At 65.0% G+C, this 16736-nt stretch carries 16 protein-coding genes and 1 pseudogene; 2 read left to right on the forward strand and 15 right to left on the reverse strand.

Annotated features, from left to right (window positions below; genetic code table 11):
• Positions 1-14: 14 nt before the first annotated feature.
• From NKJ57_RS23020 to exbB, 7 genes are all read right to left on the reverse strand, one after another.
• A complete protein-coding gene (locus NKJ57_RS23020) occupies positions 15-935 on the reverse strand; it encodes an ABC transporter permease (protein WP_023693234.1) in 921 nt (306 codons plus the stop codon).
• A 13-nt stretch (positions 936-948) separates the two neighbouring features.
• Positions 949-1851, reverse strand: coding sequence for an ABC transporter permease (locus NKJ57_RS23025; RefSeq protein WP_023693235.1), 903 nt, complete (start codon positions 1849-1851; stop codon positions 949-951).
• Positions 1829-2443, reverse strand: coding sequence for an ANTAR domain-containing response regulator (locus NKJ57_RS23030; protein ID WP_023668589.1), 615 nt, complete (start codon positions 2441-2443; stop codon positions 1829-1831). The genes NKJ57_RS23025 and NKJ57_RS23030 overlap by 23 nt, the downstream gene beginning before the upstream one ends.
• Positions 2440-3534 (reverse strand): transporter substrate-binding protein, encoded by a 1095-nt coding sequence (locus NKJ57_RS23035; protein WP_023700174.1) that lies wholly within the window; start codon positions 3532-3534, stop codon positions 2440-2442. Before NKJ57_RS23035 ends, NKJ57_RS23030 begins: the two co-directional genes overlap by 4 nt.
• Positions 3535-3705: 171 nt before the next feature.
• A complete protein-coding gene (locus NKJ57_RS23040; RefSeq protein WP_352512732.1) occupies positions 3706-4668 on the reverse strand; it encodes an energy transducer TonB in 963 nt (320 codons plus the stop codon).
• The gene (gene exbD, locus NKJ57_RS23045; protein ID WP_352512734.1) at positions 4665-5123 is read right to left on the reverse strand and encodes a TonB system transport protein ExbD; all 459 of its coding nucleotides are present in this window, start codon (positions 5121-5123) and stop codon (positions 4665-4667) included. Before exbD ends, NKJ57_RS23040 begins: the two co-directional genes overlap by 4 nt.
• A 6-nt stretch (positions 5124-5129) precedes the next feature.
• Positions 5130-6107 (reverse strand): tonB-system energizer ExbB, encoded by a 978-nt coding sequence (exbB, locus tag NKJ57_RS23050; protein WP_352512736.1) that lies wholly within the window; start codon positions 6105-6107, stop codon positions 5130-5132.
• A 342-nt stretch (positions 6108-6449) separates the two neighbouring features.
• Here exbB and NKJ57_RS23055 point away from each other — a divergent pair, with 342 nt between their 5' ends.
• Positions 6450-7118 carry a cysteine hydrolase family protein gene (locus NKJ57_RS23055; RefSeq protein WP_352512738.1) on the forward strand — a complete coding sequence of 223 codons (669 nt, stop codon included), beginning with the start codon at positions 6450-6452 and terminating at the stop codon, positions 7116-7118.
• 88 nt (positions 7119-7206) lie between these two features.
• On the opposite strand, the gene NKJ57_RS23060 is transcribed toward NKJ57_RS23055, so the two are convergent.
• Together NKJ57_RS23060 and NKJ57_RS23065 are read right to left on the reverse strand one after the other, a co-directional pair.
• Positions 7207-8163, reverse strand: a complete 957-nt coding sequence (locus tag NKJ57_RS23060; protein WP_352512740.1) for an LLM class flavin-dependent oxidoreductase — start codon at positions 8161-8163, stop codon at positions 7207-7209.
• Positions 8164-8333: 170 nt separating this feature from the next.
• The gene (locus NKJ57_RS23065) at positions 8334-8489 is read right to left on the reverse strand and encodes a hypothetical protein (protein ID WP_023670454.1); all 156 of its coding nucleotides are present in this window, start codon (positions 8487-8489) and stop codon (positions 8334-8336) included.
• Positions 8490-8722: 233 nt separating this feature from the next.
• Here NKJ57_RS23065 and NKJ57_RS23070 point away from each other — a divergent pair, with 233 nt between their 5' ends.
• A complete protein-coding gene (locus tag NKJ57_RS23070; protein WP_023686096.1) occupies positions 8723-9490 on the forward strand; it encodes an SDR family NAD(P)-dependent oxidoreductase in 768 nt (255 codons plus the stop codon).
• A 209-nt stretch (positions 9491-9699) separates the two neighbouring features.
• On the opposite strand, the gene NKJ57_RS23075 is transcribed toward NKJ57_RS23070, so the two are convergent.
• The 6 genes and pseudogenes from NKJ57_RS23075 to NKJ57_RS23100 all read right to left on the reverse strand — a co-directional run bounded on the left by NKJ57_RS23075 (position 9700) and on the right by NKJ57_RS23100 (position 16736).
• Positions 9700-10644 carry an ABC transporter permease gene (locus NKJ57_RS23075; protein ID WP_023694455.1) on the reverse strand — a complete coding sequence of 315 codons (945 nt, stop codon included), beginning with the start codon at positions 10642-10644 and terminating at the stop codon, positions 9700-9702.
• A complete protein-coding gene (locus NKJ57_RS23080) occupies positions 10641-11696 on the reverse strand; it encodes an ABC transporter permease (protein ID WP_023683937.1) in 1056 nt (351 codons plus the stop codon). Before NKJ57_RS23080 ends, NKJ57_RS23075 begins: the two co-directional genes overlap by 4 nt.
• Positions 11697-11977: 281 nt before the next feature.
• Positions 11978-13489: an ABC transporter ATP-binding protein gene (locus tag NKJ57_RS23085; RefSeq protein ID WP_352512742.1), complete on the reverse strand. Its 1512-nt coding sequence runs from the start codon at positions 13487-13489 to the stop codon at positions 11978-11980.
• A 174-nt stretch (positions 13490-13663) separates the two neighbouring features.
• Positions 13664-14688: pseudogene (locus tag NKJ57_RS23090) on the reverse strand (BMP family protein).
• 126 nt (positions 14689-14814) lie between these two features.
• Entirely contained in the window at positions 14815-15762 is a 948-nt protein-coding gene (locus tag NKJ57_RS23095; RefSeq protein ID WP_023736807.1) for an ABC transporter permease, read from the reverse strand.
• A gap of 2 nt (positions 15763-15764) precedes the next feature.
• Positions 15765-16736 (reverse strand): ABC transporter permease, encoded by a 972-nt coding sequence (locus NKJ57_RS23100; RefSeq protein ID WP_023694460.1) that lies wholly within the window; start codon positions 16734-16736, stop codon positions 15765-15767.

Raw genomic sequence — 16736 nt, forward strand, 5'->3', positions numbered from 1 at the left:
TCTCTGTTTCATTTTCATCTGAGCTTGATGCGGGGATCGATGAACGGCGCGATGATGTCGGCGAGCAGATTGCCGAGCACGATGGCGAAGGCCGAGACCAGCGTGACGCCCATGATGATCGGAATGTCGACGCGCTGGATCGCCTGCCACGCCAGCTGACCGATACCCGGCCAGCCGAACACGCTTTCGACGACGACGATGCCGCCCATGAAGATGCCGATGTCGATGCCGATCATGGCGATGACCGGCAGGATGGCATTCGGCAGTGCGTGGCGGAATATGATGGCGCTGCGCGCCAGGCCCTTGGCCCGCGCCGTGCGGACATAATCCTGGCGCAGGACGTCAATCATCGACGAGCGCATCATGCGCGCGTACCAGCCGGCGCCGAGTATGCCCATGGTCAGCGACGGCAGCACCAGATGGCGCCATGTGCCGTAGCCGCCGATCGGAAACCAGCTTAGCCGCACGGCAAAGACGTAGAGCAGCAACAAGCCGACGACGAATTGCGGCGCCGAGACGCCGACGAAGGAGGCCACCATCAGGGTCTGGTCGGTGGCGGAGCCGCGCTTGACGGCGGCGATCAGCCCCATCGAGAGCCCGATCAGCAATTCGCAAAGGATGGCGCCGACCATCAAAAGCAGGCTGGCCGGCAGCCGCGAGACGATGAGTTCGGTGACCTCCGAGCGCTGGATGTAGGAGCGGCCGAGATCGCCGCTGAGTAGCTTCGTCAGATAGTGCCAGTACTGGACCACGAAAGGCTGGTCGAGGCCGAGTTGCTGGCGGATGTTTTCCACCGTCTGCGGCGTGGCACTGCGGCCGGCGATCTGCCGCACCGGGTCGGCCGGCAAGAGGTAGAGCAGCGCAAAAGTGATCAGCGAGACGCCAAGCAGGATGAGCAGCGACTGGATCAGCCGGCGGCCGAGATAGGCGATCATGACCGGCCCCCCATTATTCCCGGCCCCTTTGCGTCGGATCGAGGATGTCGCGCAACGCGTCGCCGATCAGATTGAAGGCCAGCGCCAACGCGAGGATTGCGGCGCCGGGGAAGAACACCAGCCAGGGCGCGGCCTGGAAATAGGTCTGGTTCTCGAAAATGATGTTGCCCCACGACGCGGTCGGCGGCTGCACACCGATGCCGAGGAAGGAAAGCGTCGCCTCGAGCAGAACCGTGGTCGAGATGCCGAGCGTGCCCCAGACGATGATGGTCGGCAGCAGATGCGGCAGGATGTGGCGAAATAGGATGCGCGGCGCACTCGCCCCGATGCTGCGCTCGGCATCGATGAACTCGCGCTCGGCCAGCGATGAGGTCTCGGTGTAGATGACACGCGCCGTCTGCACCCAGTTGACCAGCGCGATGACCATGGCGACGATCCACAGACTCGGCTGAAACACTGCCGCCAGGCAGATGGCGAGCAGCAGCGCCGGGAACGCCATCATCAGATCGGTGAAGCGCATCAGCGCACTGCCGATCCAGCCGCGGAAATAGCCTGCGGTGACGCCCACCAAAGTGCCGATCAAAAGCGCCACGCCATTGGCGACGATGCCGATGATCAGCGAGGTGCGGGCGCCGTAGAGGATGCGGGTCAAGAGGTCACGTCCGAGCAGGTCGGTGCCGAGCCAATACTGGGCGCTGGGCGGCAGCGGCGAGCCCTCGATGGTCAGGCCGTCGAACATCTGCTCGTTGGGATCGTAGCCGGTCAGCCGGGGCGCCAGCACGGCGCCGGCGACAACAATGGCGACGATGACCAGCCCGAGCAGCGCCAGGCGGCGTTTGACCAGCCGACGCCAGACGCCGGCGCGCGGTTTTGCCGGCATGCGTACCGGGAGATCAGGCGCGATGGGACTGGTCATCGCCGCCTTCCTCCCCCGTCGCTTCCTCGCTTGTCATTGCCACGATCCGACGCGCGGCATCCTCGACGCTGATCTGCCAGCTCATCGCCAGCGAACGCAGCTGCGCATAGGCGCGCTCGTCGTCGCTGCCTTTCGACAAGGCCGTCACCGCGCGCACGATGGTCTGGCGCTCGGCGACGCGCTGGCGCAGCGACGCTATCTCGCCGGCTAAATGTTTTCGGGCCTCGAAACTCTGTCTCGCGATCAACAGAGCGCTGTAGACGCCGGCATTGCCGACCGGCTTCAGCAGCTGCGCATCGGCCTTGTGCGACAGCGCCCATTCGATACGCCCCGGCGCCTCGGAACCGATCAGCGCCACCAGCGGCATCGGCGCCTCGCCCGGCTTCCACGGGAATTGCTCGTCGAAACCGAGATCGGCATCGAAGAAGACGAAATCGGCGGCGAGAGCTTCCGGCGGCAATTCCGGCCAGCAGTCGATCGTAGCCAGGCCGATGGCCGACAATTGCCTGGTGATGGCCTGCACCGTCGGATGCGGGCGATGCAGGATGAAAGCCCGCGCGCCGCCGAGATTGGGGATGCGCGTCCGGGTCATGACACCACTCTCAGACGCGGACGGCCGAACGTCTTGGCGGGGTCGTAGCGCGACAGATATGGATCCGGCGCGACCTCATCCTCCTGGCTGACGACCTCGAAGAAGCCATCGGCGATCCGGCCGATGATCACCGGCAGCGTCGCGTGCTGGGAGTGGGCGTCGATGGCGATCGGCCCGAGCCGGGTGGAGAAGCGCCGCTCGGCGAAGGCTTTGGAAAATTCCGCCGGGCCGGCATCAGTGTCGCGCGACAGCACGTCGGCCATCACCTGCACCGAGGCATAGGCGGAGGCCTCGAAGGACGAAGCGAAGGCAGCCGGCCGGGGCGCGAAATAGGGCCCGACCGACAGATGCCCTTTCCCTGTATCGCCGATCGCCGGCAACTCGCCTTCGGTGAGGTTGCAGGAGATGACGGGGCAGTTTTCCGGCCTGAATGCCGCATCCTCATCGCCCAGCTCGCGGTAAGCCGCCAGGAAGGCGTAGGATGAGGTGCCGATCAGATTGTTGAGGATGAAGCTCGGCCTCGTCGCCCGGATTTCCGCGATCAGCCGCGACACGTCGGTCTCGCCGATGCGCAGATAGCGCTCGCCCAGCACTTTGCCCCCGGCATCCGCGATCAGGTCGCGCGCCACGCGGTTCATCTCCCAGCCCCAAATGTAGTTCGAGCCGAGCAGGAAGCCGTTGGCGCCGAAACGCGGCACGACATGCGCCATCAGCGGAACCAGATGCTGGTTGGGGCAGGCGTGCATGTAGACGACATGCTCGTTGGCCTCGAACCCTTCATAGGGGCAGGCATACCAGAGCATGCCGCCGGCCTTCTCCAGCACCGGGATGGTTTCCTTGCGGCTCCAGGAGGTGACGCAACCGACGACATGGCGCGCGCTGCTGGTCCTGAAAATATCTTCGCACAAAGTCGCGTAGCGATCGGCATTACTTTGCGGATCGCGCTCGACCGGAACCAGTTCGATGCCATAGCTCCGATCGGCATTGATGTCGGCGATGGCGCGCATGGCGCCCATCCGGCACGCATCGGAGACCAGCTGATAGCTGCCCGAGCGGGAATACAGGATGCCGATCTCGATACGCCGTTTCAAACCGATCCTCAGAAATGACAATGCCCCGCAGCCAGCGCCGGAGGGCGAGGCATGCGAGGCATATTTGCCGCCCGGCGACCAAGGCCGGTATTTTGCGCTAGCGTATTCGGTCCGGCGGGTCAGTCAAGCGGGAAAGTACGTGGTCATGGGATCGGCCTTGTCCGACTGATTCTAGTTCCGCAGCGTGAACATCAAAGGCGCCACGACAGCCGTCCCGGCCTTCTCAGGCGGTGGCGCGGGCACCGTCGCACCCTGCAGAATGCCGAGCGCGGCGCGATCGAGATCGGCGTCCCCCGAAGATCGTGTCAGCCGGACGGAGGTCACCTTGCCCGAAGCGCTGACGACGAAGGTCACATTTGCGGTACCCACGGCGCGCCGCGACCTTGCCGCGCTCGGGTAGCGCTTGTGCCGATTGATCCATCCGATCAGCTGGGAGTTCCATTTGCTTGCACTGACTGATGATCCTCTCGATTGCGAAGCTTTCGGCGCCGACGCCTTCGCCGCTGCCTTTTGATCGACACTGGCGGTCACGACCGCTTTCGCCGGCGCGGCCTTTTCCTTCTTCTCTTTCGGTTTCGGCTTGGGTTTTTCGGCAGCCTTCTTCGCCTTCTCGATCGGCTTGGCCTCCACCGGCTTGGTCTCCGCCGGCTTGGTCTGGGGCAGCGGAATGACCACATCCGGCGCTATGCTCGGGACGATGTCGGGCACCACCTCATCCAGCGGCGGCGATTGATCGGGCTGCTCGGCCGCTGCCGTCTCGATCGGAGCGGTCTTATCGAGTTGAGCCGCTTCCCTCTTCTCGGTGACCGGCTCCGGCTTACCGGGCTCGGGCTCTACGACGGGCTTCAGTTCGGCAACCGCCTCCTCGATCTGGTTCGGCGGCTCGGGCGTCACCACGTCGGCCGCTGAGTCCACCCGCACCGCCGGCGCCACCATCATCGGCGACAGCTCGATAGCCACAGCCGGCGGCGGGCCGCCATCGGCCATGTTGGCCAGGCTGAAGCTCTGGACGGCATAGACGATCGCGACATGCGCGCCGACAATGACAATGGCCGCAGCCGCCCACAAACCGATCTCGCGCGCGCCGGCGCCCGGCGGGTCGGCGGTGGGAACGGCCGCGGCCAGTTGCGTCATGGGGCGGCGCCTGGTTGCGGCGGGGATGCGTCCGCTGGCACCGTCTCCAGCCCGACCAGCGCGATCTTCAGATAACCGGCGCCGCGCAGCAGGTTCATCACCTCCATCAACTCGCCATAGCCGACCGCCTTGTCGGCACGCAGGAAGATGCGGGTCTGCTTATCGCCCTTGGTTCTGCCGTCGAGCACGGAGGCAAAAGCCTGGCGCGGCACGCTGTCATTGCCGATCGCCAGCGTCAGATCGTCCTTCAGCGTCAGGAACAGCGGCGTTTCCGGCCGCGGCGCCGGTGTCGCGGTCGAACCCGGCAGATCTACATTGACGTCGACTGTCGCCAACGGGGCAGCGACCATGAAGATGATCAGCAGCACCAGGATGACGTCGATGAACGGCGTCACGTTGATCTCGTGGCTTTCCTCGAGATCGCCGTCGATAGTCTCGCGAATACTAGCCGCCATGGCCCATCACTCCGCCGCCAGCGCGGGCGCCTGCGGCACCGTGCGGAAATCGAGATCGCGGCTGACCAGCCGTTCGACCCCGGCCGAGGCATCGGCAAGGAGCTGCCGGTAGCCGGCTATCGACCGCGCAAAGACGTTGTAGATGACCACCGCGGGAATGGCCGCGACCAGGCCCATCGCAGTGGCGAGCAGCGCCTCGGCGATGCCGGGCGCGACGACCGCGAGGTTGGTGGTCTGCGCCTGCGAGATGCCGATGAAGGCGTTCATGATGCCCCAGACGGTGCCGAACAAGCCCACGAAGGGCGCCGTCGAGCCGATCGTCGCCAGCACGCCGGTGCCGCGCGACACGCGCCGCGCCGCCGCCGCCTCGATGCGCGACAGGCGCGACGTCACTCGTTCCTTCAGCCCGTCGCCGGTAACATGGCCGAGCGCACCGGCCGAAAGGGCAGTCTCTTCCTCGGCTGCCCGCACCAAAAGCGCACCGGGGCCGCCACTGTTGCCAAGCGAGCGCCCGGCCTGGCGCAGTGTGGCGGCATTGCCGATGGCGCGCGCAGCGCGCCGGGCGCCGAGCTTGCCGAAGAGAATCTCCAGCGATTTGGCCAGCCACACCGTCCAGGTGACGAGCGAGGCGAAGGCCAACCCGATCATCACCGCCTTGACGATGATGTCGGCGGCCATGAACATGCCCCAGGGCGACAGATCGTGCGGCAGCGTCAGCGATATTGCCGAAGCCTCGGCCTGCGCGGATGCACCGGGCTGGGTTGCCGGCTGTGGCGCGGTCGGCGCCGCCTGCCCGGCAGTTGGCGGAGCCGGCGGGACAGGCGCAGCCGGTGCGGGCTGTTCGACTACAGTTGGCGCCGACTGGAGAGCTGCAGCGGGCACCGTCGTCACCCTGGGCTGCGTGTTTGGCCGCTCTTGCGCAGCAGCGCTGCCGGCCGACAGCATGACCGCGGCCAGCGCCGCCAACAAACCATTTCTGGACACGCTTCGTCCTCGCTTCGTCATTGCAAACCGATCGGCTGGCCGGTGACGGGATGCGGGAACACCCCGATCTCGACCCCGAAAACTCCAGCCACGGATTCTGGCTTCTCTCAAATGCGGCACAGCCGCTGGAAAACAATTCAGGCGGCCGAGTGCCCCTGCTTGACTATAAAACATGAGTTTAGGAGTCAACAAACAAGATGGCTTTTTTGGCCAACGATTGTGGGCGCGATGTCTCAACGGCACATCGTCCTGGCATCGGTCTACCTGGTGTCGTCGCACCGAGGGATGGACGGCCGCAGGGTTGCTGGGCCACGATACCGGGCAGCAATTGAGCAGGCTGCGATGATCAAGGCGATACCATTCGATTTCCCCTATGACGGCCGGCTGGTGCCGGCAAACACCGCGCTGCTGGTCATCGACCTGCAGGAGGATTTCCTCTCGCCGACCGGCTATTTCGCCAGGAAGGGTTATGACCCCGCGCCGCTGCGCGCCATCCTGCCTACGGTCAACCGACTGATATCAGCGGCACGTTCGGCCGGCCTCACCATCATTCACACCAGGCAGGGATATCGCGGCGACATGGCCGACATGACGCCGTACGAGAGATGGCGCCGCAAGCGGGCGGGTCTCGAAGGCACCGACGTGCTGCTGCGCTCCGGCCCCGGCTTTCAGATCGTCGCCGAGATCGACGTCGCGCCGCACGACATCATCGTCGACAAGACCTGCAACAGCGCCTTCACCTATACGGATCTGGAGCTTGTGCTGCGCGCACGCGGCATCACCCATCTGATCTTTTCCGGCTGCACGACCGATGTCTGCGTGCACACGACGCTGCGCGAGGCCTGCGACCGCAATTTCCAGTGCCTGACCATCGCCGATGCCTGCGCCAGTGGCGACCAATACGCGCATGACGCGGCGCTGCATATGGTGACGGTGGAGGACGGGGTATTTGGTACGCTGACGGAATCTGACGCGGTGCTGGAGGCGCTGGCAGTGCTGAGTGGTGATTAGACGCTGGCGGGACAGCCCCCCTCTGCCCTGCCGGGCAGAGGGGGGTGTGAAGGAACGCTACGAAATAGCTTTCATTCCACCCGCAAATTCACCCTGCGTGAATATCCGACCCGCCCCGCGAGGCAAACGCGCCGGGCTGCGGCACCTCCGCCTCCCGGCGTGCCAGCGAGTTGCGCAAGAGCGCGATCGTCTCGCGGCCGACGCTGGCGATCTCGCGCGGCCGGTCGACACCGACGATCATGAACTCGCTGATGCCCAGCGCCGCATAGGGCAGCAGCGACAGGGCGATCTGCGCCGGTGGTCCGGAAAGTTCGACCGCCTTGTGGCCGACGGTAGAGGCGCCACCCTCCGAGCGGACCCGGACCGGAAGCGCAAAACGCAGCTTGCCGGCGCGGCCATGCTCGGCGGCGGCGCTGCGCGCCCGTTCCATCAGCTGGCGGATCTCGTCGGGCGAACCAGGCGCCAGCTCGAAGACGTCGGCATGGCGGCCGGCGACCTTCAGCGCCGTGCCGGACTGGCCACCCATGCGGATGGTGATATCGACGCCATGCGGCCCCTTGCGCGGCACATAGCCACCCTTGATGCTGTAGAACGCACCTTCATGGTCGAAGGGCCGGTCGTTCGACCACAGCCGCTTCAGCAGCACCAGATATTCGTCGATGCGCTGCCAGACCACGGTGTGGCCGACCGGACGCGTCTCGGCATCGTCGTCATCCAGCGGCTCGCTCAGCATCCTCAGCGCCAGCCGGCCGCCGCTCCTGGCGTCGAGCGCCGCCAGTTGCCGCGCCGCAACCGCAGGCGCGATCACGCCGGCCCAGTGCGTCAGCACCACTTCCAGCGACGAGGTGCGGTCCAGCGCCTGGGCGGCGATGTCCATATTGGTCAACAGCCCGGCCGGGTCGTCGACGACGATGTTCTGGAAGCCGGAATCCTCGATCAGCGACAGCTTTGTCGCCGTCTCGACGAAATCATAGAAGAACGGAACGGCCGAACCGACGTCGGCGGCATGCGTTTTACCGGGAACATGCGTGAACTCGATCGGCATTGCCATCTCCTCCATCACGTTGGATGTATGTCGCCCAAAAGTGGCCCCGGTTTTTGAGACGACGACATGCGTAAAAACAAGCGGTCAGCGCCAAAGCGCATCCGCATTCGGTTCATCAACTCCGGTCACTCACTGAAAGCGATAGGTCGCCACCCTTCGGCCTGAACGGGTCAGGGAATCAAGCCGAGCACGACTGCCCCGGTGAACACGAACGCAAGGGCAAAGACGAGATAGGCGAAGGCGCCGGCATAGGCCGGGCGGAAAGCCTGGCTATTGGCCAGCCTCTGGCTGGTGCGGTCCGTCTCGGCGTTCTGGATATAGGACATATCGACCTCCGTCTTGCGGATTAATCTATAAAATCAGTAGACTTTGTCGAGTGCTATTTTTTGGCGATATGTAGAACGATTTTCTCAGTATGCCTTATTATTTGGTTTTGGATTGCTGGGGGACCCCTGCTGGCGACAAGCGAGCGACAAGCTTGGCCGACGTCTGCATAGGCGATAGCATCGCCATTCCGGCATAAATGCGGATCATTTCGATCGGGAACGGGGAACAGAACATGGGTACAAGACTAGCCGGCAAGATTGCAATCATCTCGGGCGGCGCGACCGGAATGGGCGGAGCGGCCTCGGAATTGTTCGCCGCCGAAGGCGCCAAGGTGGCGATCATCGACCGCAATGGCGAGGCGGCGGCAGCCACTGCGGCGGCGATACGCGCGCGGGGACATATCGCCGAACACTGGGTGGCCGACGTCTCGGACGAGGCGCAGGTCGAGGCCGCAGTGAAGGCGGCGACTGCCAGGCTCGGCCCGGCCACGGTGTTGTTCAACCATGCCGGCACCATCGTGATAAAGCCGTTCCTGGAGACGACAGTGCAGGAATGGGACTGGCTGCATGCGGTCAATGTCCGCTCGATGTTCCTGATGACGCGCGCCGTGTTGCCGGGCATGATCGCTGCCGGTGGCGGTTCGATCGTCTGCACCTCGTCGATCTCGGCTGTGGCGGCCACACCCATGGAGGTGCTCTACGACACCACCAAGGGCGCCTGCCACATGTTCGCGCGCGCCATCGCAGTCGAATTCCGCGACCGCAACATACGCTGCAACGCCGTCTGTCCCGGCTTCATCCGCACGCCGCACGGCCTGCGCGAGGTCGCCGATCTCGGCAAGCTCGGCGTCGACGTGTCGGACGCCGCATTGGCCGCACAGCAGGGCCGCATCGGTGAGCCGGAGGAAGTGGCCAAGGCAGCGCTGTACCTCGCCAGCGATGAGTCCAGCTTCGTCAATGGCACGCATCTGTTTGTCGATAATGGTTTTACGGCGATGTGAGTATCCCAGGCTTGGCGCCCTTCCTCTCCCCCGTCGATCGGGGGAGAGGTGTCGAGCGCAACTCGACGGAGTGGGGGTCGACCCTTGGCGCAAGGAAGATTCATGCGCACCCGTTGGCAACAGTGGCGAGGTGGTTCCCCGCTCCGTCGCTGCTTCGCAGCGCCACCTCTTCCCCCGGAGGGAGAGGAAGGGCGCCAAGTCCTACTCGCTTACCGCTCTTCTCGTCGAAACGGCTTCAGCAGCGCCGACGGCGCAACCGCGTTGCGTGACATCACGGCCATCGCGACGATGGTGAAAATGAACGGCAGCATCAAGAACGTCTCATAGGGAATATGCCCGAGGCCGCTCGCCTGCATGCGCAATTGTAGCGCATCGACGAAGGCGAACAGCAGCGCCGCGCCCGCAGAGCGCCACGGGTCCCAGCGGCCGAACACGACCAGCGCGATCGCCACCCAGCCACGGCCCGACACGACACCAAAGGTGAAGGCGTTGAACTGTGCCATGGTGAGGAAGGCGCCCGCAAGCCCCATCAGCGCACCGCCGAGGATGACCGCCTGGAAGCGCGTGGCGATGACGCTGACCCCAGCGGAATCAGCGGCGCGCGGGTTCTCGCCGACCATCCGCACCGACAGCCCCCAAGGCGTGCGGTAGAGCACGAAAGCAGCGAGCGGGATGGCAATGATTGCCAAGTAGACCAGCGCAAACTGGTTGAAAACCGCTGACCCCAGAACCGGAATATCCGACAGCAGCGGGATCGGCACCGTCTGAAAACCCTTGATGCTGGGCGGCACCGATTGCTGGCCGAAGGTCAGACGGTAGAGGAAATAGGCAAGGCCGGACGAGAACAAAGTAACGCCGATGCCGCAGACATGCTGGCTGAGGCCGAGCGCCACGGTGAACAGCGCATGCAGCGCACTCATCGCCATGCCGGTCAACACCGCGGCCAGCACGCCGAGCCACAGGCTGCCGCTGAGGCTGGCGGCGGTGAAGCCGGTCATCGCGCAGAGCAGCATGATGCCTTCGATACCGAGATTGAGCACGCCGGCCCGCTCGGAGAACATCTCGCCCAGCGTGGCAAATGCCAGCGGCGTGGCGATGCGGATAATGGCGGCGAGGAAGCCGACCTGAAAGATCTGTTCGAACACCGCGCTCATAAGGCGGCACCGACGCGGCGGATGCGATAGGCCGTGAACAGCAGCGCCACCAGCATGGCGAGCAGCGCCGTGCCCTGGATGACATCGCTGAGGAACGCCGGCACGCCGGTGGCGCGCGACATCGCTTCGGCGCCGGTCATCACGGCGGCCAGGAAGATCGCCGCCGGTACGACGCCGAGCGGATTGAGCCTGGCCAGCATGGCAACGACGATGCCGGAATAGCCATAGCCCGGCGAAATGTCGCTCATCACCTGGAAATGCACGCCGCCGACCTCGCCGACGCCGGCAAGCCCGGCCAGCGCGCCCGACAGCAGCGCCGTCGAGATCAGCACCCGCTCGACATGTATGCCGCCATAGCGGGCGGCTTCCGGGCTTTCGCCGGTGACCCTGATCCGGAAGCCGAGCGTGGTGCGCACGATCAGGAACCAGATCAACGGGGCCGCGATCAACGCGGCGATGACACCCAGATGCAGCCTTGTGCCTTCGAGCAGCACCGGGAAATTCGCCGAATCCTCGATCGGCGGCGAGATCGGATAGCCGCTGAACGAGTCCTTCCACGGCCCCTCGATCAGCGCCATCAGCGCATAGTAGATGACCGAGTTGAGCAGCAGCGAGCTGACGACGTCATCCACCTTGAATTTGACCCTGAGCGTCGCGGGCACCAGCGCTACCGCGGCACCGGCAGCAGCGCCCGCCAGCGCCATCGACAGGATCGCCAGCGCGCCCGGCATTGGGATGGCGCCGACGAAGCAGCTGGCCACGGCGCCGGCCAGCAATTGGCCCTCGGCGCCGATGTTCCAGAATTTGGCCCGGAAGGCGACGGCCACAGCCAGCCCGGTGAAGATCATCGGGGCGGCGCGCACCAGCGTTTCGGTGATGGCATAGCTGTCGCCGAACGAGGCCGACAGCATCACGCCATAGGCCTCAAGCACGCCGGCGCCGGCCAGCGCGATGAGGCCGCTGCACAGGACCAGCGCTGCGCCGATGGCCAGCAGCGGCAAAGCGAGATTGAACCAGGCGGGGGTGGAACTGCGGGCTTCGAGGCGGAACATCAGCTATGCCCCTCCGCCGCCCAGACGGTCGCGCCGCCCTTCATCCGCCTGCCGGCACCTTCTCCCCGAATAGACACGGGGAGAAGGGATCCGGGCCCTATGCAACTCCCCTCTTGCAGCTGTGGCGATTGGCGAAACCATGGGTGAGAGCCCCTCTCCCCGTCTCTATACGGGGAGAGGATGCCGGCAGGCAGGTGAGGGGCAGCGCTGACGGTTAAAGTCAGCCAAAAGCGGGCAGTATTATTTGAGGTTTCTGCGAGGAACCGAGTGAGAAAGTCCATCTAGGCTCTGCCCTCCGCCCCGGTCATCAGCAGCCCAAGCCGCGCGATGGTCGCATCGGCGCTGTCCAGCGTGCCGGCGATGCGGCCCTCATACATCACCGCGATGCGGTCGCAGAGCACCAGCAGCTCTTCGAGATCCTCGCCGATGACGATGATCCCGCAGCCCTTGGCACGCATGTCGAGGAATTTTTCGTGGATGAAGCGGGCGGCACCGATGTCGAGGCCGCGCGTCGGCTGCGAGACGATCAGCACCTTCGGGTCGAAAGCCAGTTCGCGCGCCAGCAGCGCCTTCTGCAGATTGCCGCCCGACAGCGCGCCGGCGCGGGTCATCGGCCCGGGGCACCTGATGTCATAGGCCTTGATCTGTTCTTCGGCGAAGGCGCGGATCGCATCTGGCTTGAGCAGGCCCCGGCTGCTGAAAGCCGCAGTACCAATGCGCGGCAACACCATGGAATCGGCGAGCGGCAGATTGGTGACCAGCCCGGTCGTCATACGGTCTTCCGGGATGCGGCCAAGGCCGAGCGCCTGCACCTCGCGCGGCGAGAACCGCGTAACAGGTTTGCCGGCTATCGTCATCGCGCCGGCGTCGGGCGCGCGCGTGCCGGAAATCACCTCGGCCAGCGCCCGCTGGCCATTGCCGGAGACCCCGGCAATGCCGAGGATTTCGCCCGCGCGAACGGCAAGCGATACATCGCGCAGCGGCGTCCCCGAATGCCGTGAGGTGGAAATACCGTCGAGCGTCAGCACCGCCGCGCCTGGGGTCGAAGGTCCTCTTGCCGGCGGCACGATCTCATGGCCGCACATCAGCTGCGCCATTTCTGCCGATGTCGTGTTCGCCGGATCGTCGACACGGCCGGCGACGCGGCCGTGCCGCAACACGGTGCAGCGATGGGTGAGCGCCCGCACCTCGTTCAATTTATGCGAGATGAAGATGATGCCGAGCCCCTGCGCCGCCATCGAGCGCAGCGCCGAAAACAGCCCGTCGACCTCGCCCGGCGCCAACACCGCGGTTGGCTCATCAAGGATCAACAGCCTGGCGCCGCGAAACAGCGCCTTGACGATTTCAAGCCGCTGCTGCTCGCCGACCGACAGCGCGGAGACAGGCAGGTTGGGGTCCAGCGTCAGCCCATGCTGACGGCTGATGTCGGACAACCGGGCAAGTCCGCCGGCGCGGTCGATGCGGCCGGATTTGCCGGGAATGCCAATCAGAAGGTTTTCCAGGACCGTCAGCCTTGGCGCCAAATGAAAATGCTGGTGCACCATGCCGATGCCGGCGGCCAGCGCATCGGCCGAACTGGTGATCCGCACGGTCTTGCCCTGGATAAGAATTTCGCCGGCATCCGGCGCATAGGCGCCGAACAGCACATTCATCAGCGTCGTCTTGCCGGCGCCGTTTTCGCCCAGCAGGCCGAGGATCTCACCTGGAGCGACGCTTAGATCGACAGCCTCATTCGCCTTGACGGCGCCGAAGCTCTTGGTGATGGCGCGCATTTCGATGAGAGGGGCGGACAAAGGTGCTCCTGCGGAGATACCCCTCCACCTCGAGGGGAGGGTGCCGAGCGAAGCGAGGCGGGTGGGGTCACCTCAACTGCCTCAACCTATGACTTAGCAGGATGGAGCACTTCGCGGAGGACCCCACCCGGCCCTGCGGGCCACCCTCCCCTCAAGGGGGGGGGGTACGCCGAGCTAATCCGAAACCGGCGTGTTCTCATCCACATCCACGCGGAAGTTGCCCTCCAGGATCTCGGCCTTCTTCTTCTCGACCAGATCCTTCACATCCGCCGGCAGCGTCTTGTCGAATTTATGGTAGGGCGCCAGGAACGACCCGCCCTTGGCCATGCGCGAGAAATCGCCATAGTCCTGCGCGGTGAAGACACCGGCCTTGACCAGCTTGATCGCCTGCTCGACCGTCGGATACATGTCCCAGACCGGCCCGGTTATGACCGTGTCGGGGCCGAGGCTCGACTGGTCGGACATATTGGAGATGGCGAGGATCTTCTTGTCCACCGCTGCCTCGATGACGCCGAAGCGCTCCGCATAGATGACATCGACGCCGGCATCGATCTGGGCGACGGCCGCTTCCTTGGCCTTGGGCGGATCGAAGAACGAGCCGATGAAGGCGACCTTCTTCTTGATGTTGGGATTGACCTCCTTGGCGCCGGCAAAGAAGGCGTTGACCAGCCGGTTCACTTCCGGAATGCCCATCGCCGCCACCGCGCCGATCGTGCCCGACTTCGACATCTTGCCGGCGATCATGCCGGAGAGATAGGCCGGCTCGTGGATCCAGTTGTCGAAGACGCCGAAATTGGGCTCGGCCGGGCCGGCGCCCGAGCCGAACAGCCATGCCGTCTTCGGGAACTGCTTTGCCGTGCGGCGCGATTCACGCTCGGCGGCGAAGGCGTCGCCCAGCACCAGCTGGTACCCGCCTTGCGCATATTCGCGCATGACGCGGCTGAAATCGGCGGTCTGCACCTTTTCCGACCATTTGTATTCGATGCCGAGTTCCTTCTCGGCCTTCTGCAGGGCGACGTGGATCTGGTTGTCCCACGGCTCCTCGATCGGCGTGGCGAAGAGGCCGCCACCTTCAGCTTCTTGTCCTTGGCGAGGGCTGCACCCGGCAGCATGGCTGCGGCCAGGCCAAGTGCGCCGAGTTCCAGCACGTCGCGCCGCGACAGGCCGGTCGATTGCGATTTGTTTTTCCGGTTTTCCATCTAGTGCCCCTCTGTTTGACAGCCGTGTCGAGCCGGCTGTTCCGAAATCAGACGCGGAACTATGGAACGGGTGCGGACTTTTGTCCACATGGTCAAATTTGGCGGCGTCGCTGGCAGGAGCCGGCGCTAGCGTACCGCCTTCTCGCCACCGGCTACGGTGATGACGCCGACAATGATCAGCCCGGTCAGCAACAGCCGAACGCCGGCACTGACGCCGAACGTGTTGAGCATGGTCAGAAGCAGCACCAGGAACAGCGCCGCGCCCCAGACACCGGGAACATTGGCCTTGCCGCCGGCGACCGAGGTGCCGCCGATGACGACGACGGCGATCGAGGCCAGCAGGTACTCGTTGCCGATATCGACATTGGCGCCGCGGAAATAGCCGGCGAGCAGCGCCCCGTCCATGCCGCCGAGCGCGCCCGACAGCGTGTAAGTGAGGAAGCGGGTGCGGCCGACATTGACGCCGGCAAGCCACGCGGCGCGGATGTTCTGGCCGATCGCCAGCACCGAGCGGCCATAGATCATGCGCTGCAAGGCGATGGCCGCACCGATGGTGAACAATACGGTAAGGATCGCCAGCACTGGAATGCCCAGGATTTGCCAGTTGGCAAAATCGGCAAAGCCGGGCGGCGGCTTGATCTGCAGGCCACGCCCATAGCTGATGTCGATCGACTGGATGATGAAGCTGGCCGACAGAGTGGCGATGATCGGCGGGATCCTCAGCGCCCAGATCAGGAGATAGTTGACGGCACCGATGGCAGCGCCGCAGGCGAGCGCGGCGAGCAGCCCGACCACGATCATGGAATCGCTGCCGCCCATGACCTTCATGGCGACGGCACTGGCGAGCCCGATATTGGCCGGCAGCGACAGGTCGACATTGCCTGGCCCGAGCGTGATGACGAACATTTGGCCGACTCCGACGATGACGGTGAACACCGCCAGCGACAGTGCCGCCGTGACCATGCCACCGCCGCCATAGCCGCCGGTGAAAGCGATGGTCGCCAGCCAGACGAACATCGCGCCGATGAACGACCAGATCCAGGGTTTGGCGGCCAGCGGTTTCACAAATGTCATCGCTATCTCTCCCTGCGACTGATCAGGACGCGGGCTGCCAGCACGATGATCAGGATGGCGCCGTTGGCGGCGACCTGCCAATCCGGCGGAATGTGCATGAAGGTGAGCAGAGGCGATGCCGCCAGCGCCAGTGTCAGCGCGCCGAGCACGGCGCCAATCGGCGATACCCGGCCGCCGACGAACTCGCCACCGCCGAGGATGACGCCGGCGATCGCCAGCAGCGTGTAGCCATTGCCGATATTAGCGTCGGCCGAGGTGGTGATGCCGATCAGCGCCATGCCGGACAGAACGCCGAATAGGCCGGTCAGCGCAAACAGCACGATCTTGGTTCGAAGCAGCGACCAGCCAGCGCGCCTGAGCGCCGCCGGATTGCCGCCGGATCCCCGCAGGATGACGCCATAGGAGGTGCGCATCAGCCCAAAATGCACCACCGCTGCGATCGCCAGCGCGGCGATGATAGGGAACGGAATGAAGGGCGGCTTGAAGGCCATCAGCGACAAGAGCCAGTCCGGCGCCTTGCCACCGGGCTTGGGCAGCACCAGAATGGCAAGCCCCTGCCAGACGAAGCTCATGCCCAGCGTCACCACGATCGACGGCAGATTGCGCAGATGGATCAGTGCGCCGAGCAGCGCATAAACGCCTATGGAGCCGAGCAGGATGATCACGCCGAGCAGCGGCGCGTCCTTCAGCCAGGTCGCGGTGACGCAGCCGACAAAGCCGACAAAGGTGCCGATCGACAGATCGAGCTCATTGCCGGCGATGACGAACATCTGGGCGATCGTCGCCAGCGCGATCGGAATAGCGAGGTTCAACATCAGGCTGAAGCCGAAATAGCTGATGGCGCGTGGGTTGAGCCAGGCGATGGCGATAACCACCAGCGCCAGCGACAGCGCCGGCAACAGGCTGCGCAGCAGGCGCGCGCGGGCCGCGCTGCTGCGCGGCGAGGACGTAGGGCCGGGAGCGACTGCCGTCAT

Origin of the sequence: Mesorhizobium sp. M0077 (assembly GCF_040322955.1) — a bacterium.
Lineage (GTDB): Bacteria > Pseudomonadota > Alphaproteobacteria > Rhizobiales > Rhizobiaceae > Mesorhizobium.

Bases quoted from the DNA above. Each gene is read 5' to 3' on its own strand.
- NKJ57_RS23020 (WP_023693234.1), bottom strand. From the start codon at position 935: ATGATCGCCTATCTCGGCCGCCGGCTGATCCAGTCGCTGCTCATCCTG.
- NKJ57_RS23025 (WP_023693235.1), bottom strand. From the start codon at position 1,851: ATGACCAGTCCCATCGCGCCTGATCTCCCGGTACGCATGCCGGCAAAA.
- NKJ57_RS23030 (WP_023668589.1), bottom strand. From the start codon at position 2,443: ATGACCCGGACGCGCATCCCCAATCTCGGCGGCGCGCGGGCTTTCATC.
- NKJ57_RS23040 (WP_352512732.1), bottom strand. From the start codon at position 4,668: ATGACGCAACTGGCCGCGGCCGTTCCCACCGCCGACCCGCCGGGCGCC.
- exbD (WP_352512734.1), bottom strand. From the start codon at position 5,123: ATGGCGGCTAGTATTCGCGAGACTATCGACGGCGATCTCGAGGAAAGC.
- NKJ57_RS23055 (WP_352512738.1), top strand. From the start codon at position 6,450: ATGATCAAGGCGATACCATTCGATTTCCCCTATGACGGCCGGCTGGTG.
- NKJ57_RS23060 (WP_352512740.1), bottom strand. From the start codon at position 8,163: ATGCCGATCGAGTTCACGCATGTTCCCGGTAAAACGCATGCCGCCGAC.
- NKJ57_RS23065 (WP_023670454.1), bottom strand. From the start codon at position 8,489: ATGTCCTATATCCAGAACGCCGAGACGGACCGCACCAGCCAGAGGCTG.
- NKJ57_RS23070 (WP_023686096.1), top strand. From the start codon at position 8,723: ATGGGTACAAGACTAGCCGGCAAGATTGCAATCATCTCGGGCGGCGCG.
- NKJ57_RS23075 (WP_023694455.1), bottom strand. From the start codon at position 10,644: ATGAGCGCGGTGTTCGAACAGATCTTTCAGGTCGGCTTCCTCGCCGCC.
- NKJ57_RS23080 (WP_023683937.1), bottom strand. From the start codon at position 11,696: ATGTTCCGCCTCGAAGCCCGCAGTTCCACCCCCGCCTGGTTCAATCTC.
- NKJ57_RS23095 (WP_023736807.1), bottom strand. From the start codon at position 15,762: ATGACATTTGTGAAACCGCTGGCCGCCAAACCCTGGATCTGGTCGTTC.
- NKJ57_RS23100 (WP_023694460.1), bottom strand. From the start codon at position 16,736: ATGACGGCAGTCGCTCCCGGCCCTACGTCCTCGCCGCGCAGCAGCGCG.